Genomic DNA, 15,627 nt, shown 5'->3' on the forward strand with positions numbered 1-15,627 from the left:
GGCAATTCTTACTATCTCAGAATCGGGAGGGCGCCATGAACTACAGCATTAGCGTTATTTTTCGTGCGATCCCACTTGTCATGGCGCTCTTCTGCTTCTCTTACGGAGCGTTAATTTACACGTGGGGCAACGATCCTGACAGGGTTGTTGCTGGCCCCGTAGTGATGTCATTAGGAATGATTTGTATCGCTTTGTTTTGTACAGCGGCCACTATCATTCGTCAGATCATCGGGACCTATTCACGATTTTTTGTTTACGCCCTCCCGATTCTGGGGTATTCATCTGCTGCCCTCACCATTGGCACAGGCATGTGGCTAATTCATCGCGCTACTAGCGGCCCGGAATTCGTTGCTGGACACGTGGTGGCAGGAGTAGGTTTCATTGCCGTTTGCATAGCGACTGCCGCAACCGCTTCTACACGCTTTACGTTTATTCCTGGTAACGCTCACACAAAACGAGAAGAAATACCGGAAGGAGCTTTTCTTCAGCGTCATGAACGGGCCCTAGTGGCGCTCCCGGCCTTCAGTGCACTGATTTTATGGGTGTGGGCAGGAATCTTACTTACCTCAGCATCAACACATCATGCCCCTGAATTCATCGCTGGCCATGTGATGGCGGGGCTGGCTGCTATCTGCACTTCCCTTATTGCCCTAGTTGCTTCAATCGCTCGACAAATCCGAAATGTTTTTACTGAATTTGAACGGGGATTGTGGCCCACTCTCGTATTAGTTATGGGAACCCTCATTCTTCTATGGGGAGTGTGGGTTGTGGTCTACTTCGACGACATGAAAGTCCATGTCATCGGTTTCATCATGGTTGGTTTAGCTCTCGTCTGCTTTTCCATTTCCAGTAAAGTTATCTTGCTTTCAAAAATCTGGTGGCACGAATTTGAATTAGCTAACCGTATTCCGATGATTCCTATCTTTACTGCCCTGGGATGCGCATTTCTTGCAGCATTCCTTTTTGAATTTGCTACAACAGATCCTCAATACTTCATTCCTGCACGTGTACTCATGGGCTTAGGGGCCATCTGCATCACGCTGTTTTCTATCGTGAGTATTTTGGAGTCCGGAACAAGTTCCAGCGAGTAATTTTCAGATACCCAGTTCTGACGTTAACGATCGTAATGGCCAGTGGATGCGTCCTCGCAATGACACGTTCTTAACGACCGCGTCGATTCTTCCGTTCAAGCGCCTGCCAAGTAGCGTACCCACCATCTAGGTTAGCCGCATCAACACCGTTGGCCTTAAGAATCTGAACCGCGCTATGACCACGCACGCCTACAGCACAATGAACGATGACTTTACGTCCACCCGCAAGGTCTTTCACTTCATCAATGCGTTCACGCAAGTCATCAAGGGGAATGTTGATTGCTGCGGGAATATTGCCTTTGACGTATTCGCCCACAGTGCGCACATCCAACACAAGATGGCCTGCTTCTTGAAGCGCGGACAGGTCATGAATGTCTACAGTCTCGGTCATACCACTGGCGATATTGTCAGCGACAAATCCCAGCATAGTGATGGGGTCCTTGGCCGAGCCGAACTGGGGTGCGTACGCCAGGTCAATTCCTGCCAGGTCGCACACTTTAAGACCACCGGCAATTGCTGTAGCAATCACATCAATGCGCTTATCAACCCCGCTTCCACCTACTGCCTGGGCGCCGAGTATTTCTAGTGTATCCAGGTCGTAGACAAGTTTGAGGGCAAGTTTTTCTGCGCCAGGATAGTAAGTTGCATGATTAAAAGGATGTGTGTGGATGACACCAACATTCTTTTCAGTTCCGCGTGCACGACGTTCGTTCCAGCCTGTAGCAGCAACAGTCAGCCCCATCACTCCCACAACAGCGGTACCGAGGACCCCAATGGTCTGCCGTTCCTTGGTTTCATTATCAAATGGGGGTAGGCCCACGATGATATCGGCAACAACACGGCCGTCGCGGTTGGCACTGTTAGCAAGCGGGATATGGACGAAACTGGAGTCGATGCGATCACGTTTGACCACAGCGTCACCCACTGCGTAAATGTTGGGATCGGAGGTGCGCTGACTAGAGTCCACCACGATGCCACCGCGATAATCAGTTTCCAAACCAGCTTCCTGCGCAATGACAGTGTCGGGACGTACACCTACTGCCACTATTACGAGTTCTGCAGAAACACGAGCGCCAGACTTGAGCACCACGTCAACGTCAGTGACTTCTTCTGCCCGATCGTTAGTAATGACGGCGATGCCCTGGTCGATAAGGTGGTTCTCAACCATGGCAGCCATTTCATCATCAAGAGGAGGAAGGATCTGAGACGATGCCTCAATGATGGTGACTTCGATATTGCGACGATGAAGGTTTTCAGCCAATTCCAGACCGATGAAGCCACCACCAAGAATGGCTGCAGTCTTGGGTTGAGCGGAGACTGCCTCCATCATGGCATCAACATCAGCGACGTTACGCAGGGTCAATGCGCGGTCAATTCCCGGCATTGGCGGCACGAAGGGACGGGCACCAGGGGCGAGGATTAACTGGTCGTAGTCGAAAATACTTTCACCGTCAGGGGTTTTCGCAGTAACAGTTTTAGCTTTGCGATTGATGGCGACTGCTTCATGGTTGACCAGGACGTCCAAATTAAAACGGGACTTTAGCGACTGAGGAGTTTGGAGTAAAAGACTGTCACGGTCGTCAATAATGCCGCCGACATAATAAGGCAAACCGCAATTGGCGAAAGAGACGTAAGCGCCGCGTTCGAGGATAGTAATCTGCGCGTGCTCATCGAGGCGTCGTAGTCGAGTGGCTGCGGACATACCACCGGCTACACCACCAATAATGACGACCTTACGTGAAACGCGTGTATTCATCTCAGTGTCCTAGAAGTTGAGCGACGAGTCCTCGCCGGTGGGTTGATTATTAGTCGAAGGAGGGTTTTCGTAACGTCAGCGCTCTCATGTGGGAAGAGTCTTTTTGACGTACTCAAGGTCCACAGTGCATCCCGCTCAGGTGCTTTTGTGGCATTTTGAGCACGCATACGGACCCCATGTCCCCTTTAAACACTGACAAATGAGAACTACAGCATTGACCATATACCCCCTGGGGTATATGGTCAAGAGGTCTCCTCTGGATGAAACTGGTGGCCACCACAATGTGGTAACCACCAGTTTCACAGAAGGATCTCACGATTGCCGATCCGCTCTTTAGAACGCATCTTCCTCGACATAAAGGTCACGGTCACGAGTCTCAGGAGTCATGTATGTCGTGAACACTGCGCCTGCCATAAGAACCATCATGAGGATGGACACAGCAACCCAACCACCAAAGTAGGCAAGAATGACGGTGCCAATCATGGGCAGTAAGCCACCACCAATAGCACCAATTTCACGCGCCACAGTCTGAGCAGAGTAACGGTTACGAGAACCAAAGATTTCGGGCAACTGGGGACTCTGAACACCCATAGCACCTTCTGCAGGGAAGCAGAAGCAGAAGATCATCACGGCAACCACAGCAGCCATGTTGCCAGTATTAACCAAAAGGAAAGCAATCGGGGGGAATACCATCATGATGGTGGTGTAGATCAGGCCTGCCTTACGACGTCCAAGGTGATCAGAGAGGTAACCACCGAGCAGGGCGCCACCGACACCAACGACTGCACCGATGGAAGTAGAGGTGGAGAAGATCTTTCCACCGTCTTCACGTACGTAATTGACAAAGTAACCAGCCATGAATGCCTGATACATGAAAGAGTGACCAACACAGGGGAAAGTAAGGCCAAAGACACGAAGCATGTTGCGCTTGGAGTTCTTGAATGCATCGGCGAGAGGAGCAGCCTTTTCTGCACGCTCCTCAAAGGCCTTCTGCTTTTCAACGAAAACGGGAGACTCGTGCAGGTGCATACGCAACCACATAGCAAAGAAGGTGACGAAAACGGTCATCCAGAAGGGAATACGCCATGCCCAGTCGAGCACGTCCTGCTTAGTGAAGATCTGAAGAACGACAGTCCAAACGAGCGCACCAAGGACAGTGCCAGAGGAGGCGCCTGCCCATACCCAGGACGCGGTAATGCCACGCTTACCGATGGGAGCAATTTCAGTGAGATAGGTGGTTCCGGAAGTATATTCGGCCCCCACTGCCGCACCCTGGAGGCAGCGGCACAGCACCAGGATGATCGGAGCAAAGATGCCAATGGTCTGATAAGAAGGAATCAGGCCGATACAGAAAGTGGCAGTGCCCATCATCATGACAGTGGTGGACAGCACCCACTTACGCCCGCGAGTTTCACCCAGGTGGGAGAAGATTAGACCGCCAATGGGGCGAATGAGGAAACCAACACCATAAACGCCGAACGACGCGATGAGCGCGACGGCGGGGCTGGCATCCCCGAAAAATACGTGGCCGAACACGAGGGCAGCGGCCAGGGAGAAGAGAGTCATCTCCATCTGATCAAGAGCGGTGCCGGTGGCGGCAGCGATCTTGGCGCGGCGCAACTGCTGCTTATATTCGGGGCTTTCGGTGTCAGTCATGACATTCGTCAAACTGCTCATCAAGTCTCCTTTGACTGGTGGTTTCAGTAATGCCCCAGCGACTTTGCCGGGCGAACGTAATTCGGCATGTGGTAAACGATCAACAGCCACAGGAACTCTGTCAGCTTTTCGATGAGTACCACACCCACAAAGTACGCGATTAAGAGTATAAAAGAATCTGATCGAATAGGCACCCTTATGACCAATTACCTCCCCATTTGAGACAGTTTTTTACATTTTCGTTCAAGCAACCGTTTCTCATCATTTCAACGATTACTCACCGCCAATCACCCCAAATAAAGCAGAATCCACAACGAGAAACTCATCACCACGAACAAAACTTCATACCGCAGGCCTAAAGCAGCCAACCCCTCACAGGAATGCCCCACTCCAGGTGTGACTGCTTCACCCAAAGGAAACCCTGTTAGGGTGGATCGATGACAAAGATGCAGATGTTACGCAATGGCGCGTGCGGAATGCTCTTATGCTCAGCCCTCATTCTCGCTGGATGCTCATCTCAATCGAGTGACTCCTCAGTGCCTTCACCAGACCAACCCACGCCCGCGGCGTCGACCTCAATAGAAGCCACCACTCCGGCTCCCTCGAGCGCACCCACTGAAGCAGGGGATGATGAAAGAACCCCGGCCACTGACGAGGTGCACGCATGCAGTCCGCACGAGGTGGAAGTGTCGCTCACCAGCAATCAGGGTGCAGCGGGACACCAGTATGTGGACATCATGGTGACGAACATAGCCAGCCAGCCGTGCGAACTAGCCGGCTACCCCGGTGTCTCCATGCATGGTCAAGCTGGTCAACTCATTGGTGTGCCCGCACAGCAGGAAGACGCCGAGTGGTCACCTCTCACTCTTGAGCCCGGCGCCCAGGCAGTCGCCTCTCTGGGGTTTACCAATACGGACATGCTGGAAAACTGTGAACCTATTCAGGGAAAGGATTTACGAATTTTCCTGCCAAATACGGATGAGGACGTATTCGTTCCGGCTGACTACCTCGTGTGCTCTACCGAGCAGTCGAACATGCAGATTCGTCCATTCGTTTAGTAAATACGCCTAGAACCAAGAAAAAGTCTGACGGTTGCCCATCCTAAGTGGGCAACCTCAATATCTCTTGCCTTGCTCCTCACATTGATGGCAATAAACTGAGATTTCCCATTACGTAGTGTCGCCCCGGCACGCCAGCCGCCCTTAAAGAAATCTCCAGGTCCATGTTTTCCGCTATTCCCTTTGCTCTGCTAATTCGCACATTACTCGGTTGCAGCGTTCTCCTCGCCGCCACGGCGGTGATGCAAAAATATATTGGCTTGAACTTAGGGTGGCAGGCAGCTATTGCAGGTTTACGAGCCGTAGTTCAGTTAGCAGTATTGTCATTGGTTCTTCGCGGGGCGGTAAGTTCTCCTTGGTTGGCGGGTGGCTTTTTGATTCTTATGATGACCATCGCCTCAATCACCTCAGCCAGGCGTAATGCTCACCTGACCTATGGCCCTTACTCAGCGTCGGTCTCAATTTTTATGGCGGCCTCCACCACGATCGCTTTCGTTTTTATTTTGCGCATGCTGGACTTCAGTGTTCCCCAATTCATCGCAATCGGCGGCATTATTACTGGCAACTGCATGAGTGCCGCCACTCTCGGAGGGAGACGCTTCGCTGCCGCATCGAAGGCCATGCGTGGCGAGGTTGAGGGGTGGTTCGCTCTAGGCGCCACTCCACCGGTGGCATTTCGTGAAGTCTCCCGAATTTCGATGCGCGAGATGCTCATCCCCAAACTCGATCAAACGAAGAACACCGGTTTAGTAACCATGCCTGGTGCGTTTGTAGGTGCTTTGTTTGGTGGGGCTTCACCAATTGAGGCCGCACGATTCCAGGTTGTGGTTCTTGTAGCAATCCTCTTTGCGCAAACGTTAACCGGATGGATTCAGATGCAGATTCTTTCGCGAGCCACCGTGATTGCGCCAGACGTGTAATTTCGGTTTTCCAACGCCACTCACCCCTCTTTCTTCCTTGCGGTCATCTGGCTGTCGACACTGTCTACCCCCTTGGCGTCGCTTCTTTTTCACTCAGTTCCCTGTCCTGTTTATCCCGTCAAGTTGCCATGTGCGCAGTTGATACAGTTCACCCATGAATCTTGTGGGAGTGTTGCTGTTTGTCCTTGTCTGCGGTGTTCTGGCTCGGCTGGTCAAACTGCCTCCCATGATTGGCTTCCTCGTGGCTGGTTTTGTTCTGCAAGCCATGTTCACGGGAATCCTCCCCGCTCCGTCCACGATGGTGGGCCAGTCCATCCCGTGGCTGAATCAAGTAGCCGATACGGGCGTGACGCTCCTTCTGTTCACCATCGGTTTGAAACTTGATCTGAAGTCTTTGCTGCGCCCTGAGATTTTGGGGACGGCAGTGGCACACATGGGATTTTCTACCGTGGTGTGGGCCGCACTGTTCTGGGCGATGTCATTCACTGGCCTGGCACTATTCGACGGCGCACACACCACCACATTTCTTGTGCTCGGCTTTGCGCTGGCGTTCTCTTCGACAATTTTTGTGGTCAAGACGCTCGATGAACACGGCGAAACAGGTTCTCGTTTCGGCAGCATCGCCATTGGTGTGCTGGTGATTCAGGATTTAGCTGCCGCTGTCTTTATGGCTTTCGCCAAGGGTCAGATGCCCTCCATCTGGGCATTAGTTACCCTGGCTGCTGCGGTGCCCGCACGGTGGATTATTTTTAAGGCTCTTGATCATGTAGGCCGCGGCGAATTGCTCGTGGTTGCGGGCATGGCGCTGGCCCTAGGCGGCTACGAAGCTTTCGACCTTGTGGGCCTCAAGGGTGACTTAGGCGCCATCATGATGGGCTTCATGATCGCCGCTCACCCTCGCGCCAAACTCATGGCTGATCGCCTTTTCTCTCTACGCGAGTTACTGCTGGTGGGCTTCTTCCTATCCATCGGCCAGTACGGTTTGCCTGACGGTAGTTCATTGATTGTGGCAGGGCTCTTAACTCTGGCGCTGCCGCTGCAGACGTTGATTTACCTCCTGATTTTCCGTTTCACTCGTTTGCGCGTGCGCACCGCAGCAAAATCCTCGTTACTCCTAACAAACTATTCAGAGTTCGGACTCATCGCCGGCATTGTTGCCGTGGAGAATCAGTGGATTCCCGAGGAATGGATGGTGGCACTGGCTATTGCCGTCACAGCAAGTTTCATTGCCGCCACCGTCCTGGATACCAACCGCGAGAAACTTGTGGACCTGTTGTGTCACCTGATTCCTGACCTTCCCACCGAGCGTCTTCTCCCCGAAGAGCGCCCGATCAACTTTAAGAATGTGGAAGCGGTCGTCTTCGGCATGGGCGAATTTGGCACCGGTGCGTATGCGCATTTGGTGGAGGCATACGGAAAGCGAGTACGCGGCGTCGAACAAAATCTGTTGGCAGTGAAGCGACTGTGCAAAGAGGGCTTCGATGTCGTTGAAGGCGATGCCACAGATCCGTCCCTGTGGGAACGCATTCATGGCGTCCACAATGTTGAACTCGTGGTCCTGGCCATGCCCGACCATGACGGTAACACCGGCGCGCTGCGCGCAATTAAGGAATCAGATATTGATGCCTTCGTGGCCGTAGTCGCCGAAAGCAAAGAACAGGCTGCAGAATTCCGCGAACTGTCAGCCGACTTGGTCATGGAAATATACGCCGGCGCAGGTGCCGAAGTAGTGGATGAGTCGCACAGAATTTTACAATCCACGACCAAGTAATTTCCCTTTTTCTACGCAATACACCCCAGCTGGCAATACTGACCAGAGAGCAGTTACTTCTCCTCCCCCAAGGACCAGTTATTCATTCAGGAAACACGAAGTTTTACTTCTTGTTTAGGGGAAAAAATCACGGGTAGCATTCGCCATTGAACATACATTCCTCAAGTCACGCCACATATTCAAGGAGAAATGAGATCACATGATGGGGCCGCATGGATGGTGGAAAACGCTAGAGAGGTCAATGACTCATCCACTTGACCGTCTTCCTGAGCAAAGCCATGCAAAGGCGATGATTCTTTTAATCGTCTGCTTAATCATGTACGCAGCCGAATGGGGAACATCAGCAATTCGTTCAGTTGAGTGCTTGCGCGATCATCGCGTCCCCACGGGGCGCCTCATTGACACTCTGGCAAATTCGTCACTTCTCACTCTCTTTGTGGTCATCGGAAGCGGCCTTGTTCTTTTTGTAGCCCGGGTGCCGTTCTTCATGGGAAATAATCGCCAACAGTCGTTTATGTTGAGCACAAAAGTAGGTCTTGTGTGGGCGGGGAGCATGGTGATTGCTCGATTTTTCGGAGCATTCACTCCACCGTCATCATGCCCTCCGGCAGAAGCAACTCATTCGATGCCCTTGTTTTCTTTGGAACAACTAGCAGGCCCTGCTGAAGAAATATGGTTTGGCGCCTTCCTTGCTTGTATCGTGTTGTTGACACGTCATCAACCTGCACGGCGTTTCTGGATCGCAGTTATTGCTGGCGGTTTCTTGCGGGGCGTTTTCCATCTTTACCAAGGTTGGGGGTCTGCGGGGCTGTTCCTGTGGGGAGCAGTCACTGCGGTAGCCGTAGCGTGGACCGGTCGGTGGATGATTTTGTTTGTCATGCACCTCATTAACAATGTCATCGTATTGACTTTTGGAGTACCTGATTTGTTTGTCGCCGTGGGGTGGGCGATCGTTCTTGGCGTCGCTTTTCTTATTACACGCTCTATTACTTCGTCAGATTCACTCCCATCGACAAGATCTCAGCATGTTCAACGCTGACTCCATCGCTTACCTCAGGAGATGAGCGGAGTTCTCGACTCTGTGAGGCACAGTTAATTACTAGCGCTTTCCCCGCTCTCTCTTCACTACTCTCCGCCTGCCGTGTGGATACTCAACACCCAGACACAAAAGTAATAACTATCAGAGAAACCATATTCAATAAATTGACTTTATCAAACAGGCTACTTATGGTGACGGGGTGAAATAACCACCCCGTGAGACAGGCGGACTACACCAAACCATCTCACATCCTCTGAGGGCACTCCCACCCTCACAAAGGAGAACACCCATGCCTTGCCCCATTAACCACTCCGGTTCCACCACCATCACTGGAGCCCCTGTTCAATCAGAATCCCACTCCCTGACCGCAGGCCCTGACGGCCCGATCATGCTGCACGATGTGCATTTCGTTGAACAGATGGCTCACTTCGACCGCGAACGCTTACCCGAGCGCGTAGTGCACGCGAAGGGCTCTGGCGCGTTCGGCGTCTTCGAAGTGACTGAGGACGTGTCCGCATACACCAAGGCCGCCGTCTTCCAGCCCGGCACTACCACCGAGATGCTCGCCCGCTTCTCCACCGTCGCTGGCGAACAGGGATCCCCTGACACCTGGCGCGACCCTCGCGGCTTTGCCCTGAAGTTCTACACCACCGAAGGCAACCTGGACATCGTGGGTAACAACACCCCGATCTTCTTTATCCGCGACGCCATCAAGTTCCCCCACTTCATCCGCTCCCAGAAGCGCCGCGGCGCCTCCGGCCTGCGCGACAACACCATGCAGTGGGACTTCTGGAGCCTCAACCCCGAGTCTGCCCACCAGGTTTCTTACCTCATGGGCGACCGCGGCATCCCCGCCACCTACCGCGAGATGAACGGTTACGGCTCCCACACCTACATGTGGATTAACGCCGAGGGCGAGAAGTTCTGGGTGAAGTACCACTTCATTTCCCAGCAGGGTGTACGCGGCCTGACCAATGAAGAGGCTGACAAGCTCGCCGGCATCGACGCCGACACTCACCGTCGTGACCTGTTCGAAGCCATTGAGCGCGGTGACTTCCCCAAGTGGGACATGTACGTCCAGGTCATCCCCTTCGATGAGGGCTTCACCTACCGTTACAACATCTTCGATGTGACCAAGGTTGTTTCTCTGAAGGATTACCCCCGTATCAAGGTGGGTACCTTCACCCTGAATAAGAACCCCGAGAACTACTTTGCTCAGATTGAACAGGCTGCTTTCGATCCCAGCGCACTGGTTCCCGGTGTGGGCCTGTCGCCCGACAAGATGCTGCTTGGCCGCGTCTTTAGTTACGCCGACACTCACCGTCACCGTATTGGCGCTAACTACCTGCAGTTGCCCGTGAACCGCCCGAAGAACGCCAAGGTCAACACCTATGCGGCCGATGGGCCGATGGCTTACGACCATAACGGCGACTTGCCCCCGTATGCACCGAACTCCTTTGATCGCCCCTACTCTGATCAGCAGGGCGTGGCTGATGATTCCTTCGCCGTGAGCGGCGATCTGGTCCGTCAGGCTCAGACTGTGCGCGCTCCTGAAGATGATGACTTCAGCCAGGCTCGCGACCTGATCATGAACATTTTCGACGACGCACAACGTGAAGAGTTCGTCCGTAACGTTGCCGGTCACATCAGTGGTGTCTCCGATGACGCCGTTCGTGAGCGTGCATTCGAGTACTGGGCAAACATCGACGGCGGTATCGCTGATCGAATCCGCGCAGCACACGCCGAACTGGCCAAGTGAAGCACTGCGAACTTATTGCAGATAACGCTAAGCACTGTTCTTCACCTCAACACACTTGCGGTGCCAGACTCACCTCGCGATCAACATCCTGAGCATTAGGCTGTGACTCCTTGAGCACATGTATGTGCACTGCAAGTAATCCCTTGGGGGCTCCAGACCATTCCGGTCTGGAGCCCCCAGGCATCATTCGATCAGAACCGCAACGCCACCGTGACGTGTGAACTCACTGTATAAGTAGGTATGGAGTTCTCACGCCCATCTCGTCGGACCTGGCGAAGAGCCTCTCTTCTCCTGGCAGCCTTCTGGCTCCTCCCGCTGTTAGCTATCGCGTACAACCATTGGGTTGCCCCTTACGCGAAATATCTCCTACTGCTGCTAGTACTAGGTTTCCCACTTCTCACCTTCGGCATCACATTGTGGGACTGCCTGAAGGGAGGCTTCACATGGGTATGCCTCGTAGCCCCGAGCGCGTTCTTTCTCAGCACGGTATTCGTGTACTACAACAGTTCGGCTCTGATTTATGTGGCCTTTATGTTCGTCGCATCAATACTGGGCTGCTTTATTGGCGCAACGCTGCATTCACAGGCAACTCGGCGGAGTGAAGGAGCCTCTTCACGTCATTGATCCAGCTTGTCCGGTAGAGGAGCAACATCCCCAATGAAACGAGCACAAGTAGCAAGGAAAACGCCAACGCAACCCATCTAGAAAACGTTTCATCAGGGGCGAGTACAAAGGCCGAAAATACTGGGACGGCACCGATGACAGACAAAGTGATAGCAATAATCTGCGTACTCTTCACTTAAGCAAGTTGCTCGGTGAGATAGTTCTCGATCCACCGCCTTGTCACACCATCAATCGGCGCGGGCGCTTCCTATCCTGTTGATACTGTTCGGCGCGTACGAGATGAGCGGAGGAGCAAAAACATCCCTGCCTGCATGACGAGAAGCGTCAGCACTCCAACTCCAACATACAGAGCGAACGCTCCGTCATTCGCACTCTCGGCAGAGTTCGATACCTGCACCATGCCATAAGCCGTAATAAGGAAAACAGGTGCCACCATCATCAGGGCGATACCCGTCGCCAATTGAGATGCCGCGGCGCGATATCCGCGAATAATTTCCTGGATCTTGTCTAGGGTGATCAGGGCCTGCAAGCCAGGAGCACCATACGCAAAAGTCCCCATTGCTCCGTTGCCCTCATTTACTGAATCCATGGGTTCTTTTCCTTCCGGCAAGCAACAAGGATTTCATTCACCCTCAATAGGACGATAATAAAGCCACTACTCAATTCGAATTGCGGGAGCAGTCATGGAACGGGACGAACTGGACGAGGCATTTGATGAGCGGTGCCGTCGGGCCGGAGTGGTTGCTGATTACTTCCCTTCCAGCCAAGTCCCTCATGAAGAGTCATACGTCATTGTCTAAAAGCGGTCACTGCTATCCCGGAGTAAGCCCTGGATCCTCGGGTGGCACGAGCGGGGACACGTCAGTAGTTTTGCTCAGCGGTTTGCGAGCAAAGAGGATGCTCTCAACGCTCTCTTCCAGCAAACGATTCGACAGGAATATATCGAGACGCTCCACCCACGCACGCGTGAAATCAGCGCACCTCCTGGAGATCCTCACCTCACCGTACGAATGTCAGCAGCACCGTTCCCACTCGGAGGTCTCTCCTTCGCTATTCACTGTGAATCTGGGTGGATCGGAGGCGAACCGAGCGACTGCCCGTGTCAGATCTATGCCATCGGCACGCCTGCCCGTGGAGAAAAATGCTCGATGATTAACTTCGGCCCTGACAATCAGTTGCGTCTAGAGTTCTTTGGTCCGGTTCAGGTCGGTAGTCCAGAACCGTTTGACCTGAACGTCAGCGACAACACGCCACTGTGCTTCTCTGAGCGCATCACGTTCAAGGAACCGGCACTACTGCGCGACATTGCTCATGAGCACCATGCATTTACTGTACTTCGATCCGGGGCATCTCGATCTGATGTTCACTGCCTGCGCGGATCCGTCATACGCCGGACAGTTTCGCGCGTTCGAACCTACCATCCTACAAAATCTCTTAAACAAAGCTTTTCAATAAATAAATACTAAAAAGCACAAAAATCATATTAAACATAGCCTTTAAAATGCCTGTAAAGACGCCACCGTTCACACAGTCATCCATCTGACCTTTTCGAAACAGACGACTTATCAATTGAATTTAAAGAAAAATGGGAAAAATAAATATTGAAATAACCATACCTAAATATCGAAGCGACACGGCGCATCCCTATGATAACGTTGTATTAAGATAACTCCGCCCGACGGGCCGTACACATCAGCCCAACTATTTCTTGCAGTGGAGCCAATCCCCACTGGAAGCGCAATCACTCTATTTTTCTTACTATCGATCCGCTCATTAGAATATGTCCATTTCTGGTTAACCCAATGGTTACAAGGATTAAAAGATGCCGAACTAGAAATCAAAGCATCTAGAGTAATCACTAAAATATCGATCGATTCTTTCGCCATAACACAAAAGCCAAAACGGGTTCAAGGTCACGAAATTCACAAGCTTTTCTGCATTTAAAAATATCATTTGGATGCAAATTTAAACTGGAGTTGGACGCATTTACAGTGTTCCGCGACTTTACAGATATACCGTATTTCTTGTGGCCTACGTGTGGAAAATTGACATAAAACGCAAGATCAATTCCGTTAGAATCGAGGAAATCAACACCCTCTAACTGGTCGCCAGAATCAAAAGCGCTAGCGAGTGCATCGAAGACATACCACTCACCTGTAGTCCCAACTTTACGACTCTCCGTGTGTTTCATAAAAGTAATCCATATACAGAAGAATGAAATTTTTCCGAAAGGCCAGCAACATACTGGTAGAAAACCGAATTAGACTCGTCTACAACAAGCCATCGGTTAGAAATAACACAAGATATGATGAAATATATTTAAACTCAATAACAACAACAAATTAAGCGATTACAAATTAGATTAAAGTTTGATATAAAGAGAACATAAATTTAATCGATTCCGCAATCTCATCAATAGTTGGCTTTTTACGATAAGGCAACTCGCCGGGATGATCAATAAAATTACGAATATACACGGGCATCGTTTTGTCGGCCTTCACAGGACAATTGCTTCCATCCAATGTGTTAATATGGCAGCCATCGGTTTTCGGAATGCCGCTTAATGTCGCAAAATACTGATCGACACTACTTATCTTAGCCCCAACACCGTTTTTACCCTTCAATAATTTATGTAGTTCCCCGAATAATTCAATATGCAGTTCAACGCTCGGAAGGCCAAATGCGAAATAGTTAATCGCTGCCCAACTAGGCCCGAAATCGTTACTATTGATTCTACATAAATCACCATCACTAATTTCAACCTTAGAAAAGGCTGAGGCACTAGAGTCGCCTTCTTGATATATCCGTTTGAATACTTTCAATGCATGATTCTTAGAATCGAAATTACGTAATAAATATGGGGAGTGTGTAGTGATAAAAATCTGTGAAGACGATGCCAAAGAAGAAAGAGACCCTAAAAGTTTATCCTGGGCAACTGGATGAAGAAATGTCTCAGGTTCATCAATAAAAAAGAATACGGGCCTTTTCTGACTTGGGAAATTATTTCGCTGTAGTGTCGCGTACAACTGAATCAAACTAAGCGCAAAGGCCCGTTGCATTCCGGTACCTTTTTCCTTAATTTCCGTTTCTACACCATTATCAGTAACTTGAATTGTTCCATTCTTCATGAAACTATCTTCAGCAGGAAGGGTAAACTGGATATTGATTTTGGACTCCCCGTATTGATCAAGCAAAAGTCGTTCAAGGTCCGCCTCAATTGACTTTATCGCAGTTTTAAACTCATCACCTTCAAAAGTTGCTTTATGCGCCTCCATCAGATTAATCCAAATCGACGAGTTTCTAATTTCATTCGTGGCTGTATCGATTATTTTCCCTAACAACCGCGCCTTAGAGAAGTCTTGATACTCCTCGACAGAAAGGTCCGAGAAGACGAATTGTGAATCTAATACAGAAGCAGCAACTTTATCAATGCCAGTTGGATTTTCGAAGACGCCAATCTCAGGATTAAGGATTAAGAGATTTTTTTGTTCAGTCCGTTTAATTTTGTTTTTCGAATCAGTCCATTCCAAACTCTTAGAAGTCCTGAGAAGCGTCAATGTGTTCTCATTGGAAACATAATCAGAAAGTTTTTGAAGAGATTCATCATTTTTTATAATTTCTTTAATGTCATTACCACCAAGAACTAATTCGACAGATAATTCGGCGTCTGAAGAACAGGATTTGTTTAGGTTTTTCTCTTTATCGCCGTTTGATTTTAAAAACTGAATAGCACGAAATATAGTAGTCTTCCCACAATTATTATTGCCGACAAAATAATTCAAACCAGGTTTGAAGTCTAGAACAACTTCTCCCTGAAAGCACCTAAAATTCATTAATTTAAGTCTTTGGATATACATTATTTTTCCTCGGAATTAGTAGTTTCTCTCATCTATTTTAGCGAAGTCGCTAAACAAAGCGAGTTTATTGATCTCAGTTTGCCCTCTTCCTATTTG

General features: G+C 50.6%; 12 protein-coding genes. 8 read left to right on the forward strand and 4 right to left on the reverse strand.

All coding sequences use genetic code 11. The annotated features are described in order from the left end of the window. Positions 1–35: 35 nt before the first annotated feature. Positions 36–1,091, forward strand: coding sequence for a DUF2776 family protein (locus A9753_RS02055; RefSeq protein WP_067779436.1), 1,056 nt, complete (start codon positions 36–38; stop codon positions 1,089–1,091). Between the two features lie 70 nt (positions 1,092–1,161). Here A9753_RS02055 and A9753_RS02060 read toward each other — a convergent pair whose 3' ends face one another. Both A9753_RS02060 and A9753_RS02065 read right to left on the reverse strand, forming a co-directional pair. Beyond that, on the reverse strand, positions 1,162–2,847 hold the full coding sequence (locus A9753_RS02060) for an FAD-dependent oxidoreductase (RefSeq protein ID WP_067779438.1): 1,686 nt from the start codon (positions 2,845–2,847) through the stop codon (positions 1,162–1,164). A 333-nt stretch (positions 2,848–3,180) separates the two neighbouring features. Further along, on the reverse strand, positions 3,181–4,503 hold the full coding sequence (locus A9753_RS02065) for an MFS transporter (protein ID WP_176702708.1): 1,323 nt from the start codon (positions 4,501–4,503) through the stop codon (positions 3,181–3,183). A 437-nt stretch (positions 4,504–4,940) separates the two neighbouring features. Here A9753_RS02065 and A9753_RS02070 point away from each other — a divergent pair, with 437 nt between their 5' ends. The 6 genes from A9753_RS02070 to A9753_RS09735 all read left to right on the forward strand — a co-directional run bounded on the left by A9753_RS02070 (position 4,941) and on the right by A9753_RS09735 (position 11,652). Then, a complete protein-coding gene (locus A9753_RS02070) occupies positions 4,941–5,561 on the forward strand; it encodes a DUF4232 domain-containing protein (protein WP_083090195.1) in 621 nt (206 codons plus the stop codon). Positions 5,562–5,725: 164 nt separating this feature from the next. Continuing rightward, the gene (locus tag A9753_RS02075) at positions 5,726–6,481 is read left to right on the forward strand and encodes an ABC transporter permease (protein WP_083090196.1); all 756 of its coding nucleotides are present in this window, start codon (positions 5,726–5,728) and stop codon (positions 6,479–6,481) included. 154 nt (positions 6,482–6,635) lie between these two features. Beyond that, positions 6,636–8,252 (forward strand): cation:proton antiporter family protein, encoded by a 1,617-nt coding sequence (locus tag A9753_RS02080; RefSeq protein WP_067779448.1) that lies wholly within the window; start codon positions 6,636–6,638, stop codon positions 8,250–8,252. Between the two features lie 241 nt (positions 8,253–8,493). Beyond that, positions 8,494–9,291, forward strand: coding sequence for a CPBP family intramembrane glutamic endopeptidase (locus tag A9753_RS02085; protein WP_067779450.1), 798 nt, complete (start codon positions 8,494–8,496; stop codon positions 9,289–9,291). Positions 9,292–9,580: 289 nt separating this feature from the next. Next, entirely contained in the window at positions 9,581–11,050 is a 1,470-nt protein-coding gene (locus tag A9753_RS02090; protein WP_067779452.1) for a catalase, read from the forward strand. A gap of 443 nt (positions 11,051–11,493) precedes the next feature. Beyond that, complete coding sequence (locus A9753_RS09735) at positions 11,494–11,652, forward strand: hypothetical protein (RefSeq protein WP_176702709.1); 159 nt, start codon at positions 11,494–11,496, stop codon at positions 11,650–11,652. Positions 11,653–11,921: 269 nt separating this feature from the next. Here the strand turns inward: A9753_RS09735 and A9753_RS02100 are convergent, their stop codons facing one another. Next, complete coding sequence (locus tag A9753_RS02100; protein ID WP_067779460.1) at positions 11,922–12,263, reverse strand: hypothetical protein; 342 nt, start codon at positions 12,261–12,263, stop codon at positions 11,922–11,924. Positions 12,264–12,822: 559 nt separating this feature from the next. Here A9753_RS02100 and A9753_RS09590 point away from each other — a divergent pair. Beyond that, positions 12,823–13,140 (forward strand): hypothetical protein, encoded by a 318-nt coding sequence (locus A9753_RS09590; RefSeq protein ID WP_176702710.1) that lies wholly within the window; start codon positions 12,823–12,825, stop codon positions 13,138–13,140. A gap of 891 nt (positions 13,141–14,031) precedes the next feature. Here the strand turns inward: A9753_RS09590 and A9753_RS02110 are convergent. Next, positions 14,032–15,531, reverse strand: coding sequence for an ATP-dependent nuclease (locus tag A9753_RS02110; protein ID WP_083090197.1), 1,500 nt, complete (start codon positions 15,529–15,531; stop codon positions 14,032–14,034). Between the last annotated feature and the right edge of the window lie 96 nt (positions 15,532–15,627).

Source organism: Actinomyces vulturis (assembly GCF_001687305.1).
GTDB classification, from domain to species: Bacteria; Actinomycetota; Actinomycetes; order Actinomycetales; family Actinomycetaceae; genus Actinomyces; species Actinomyces vulturis.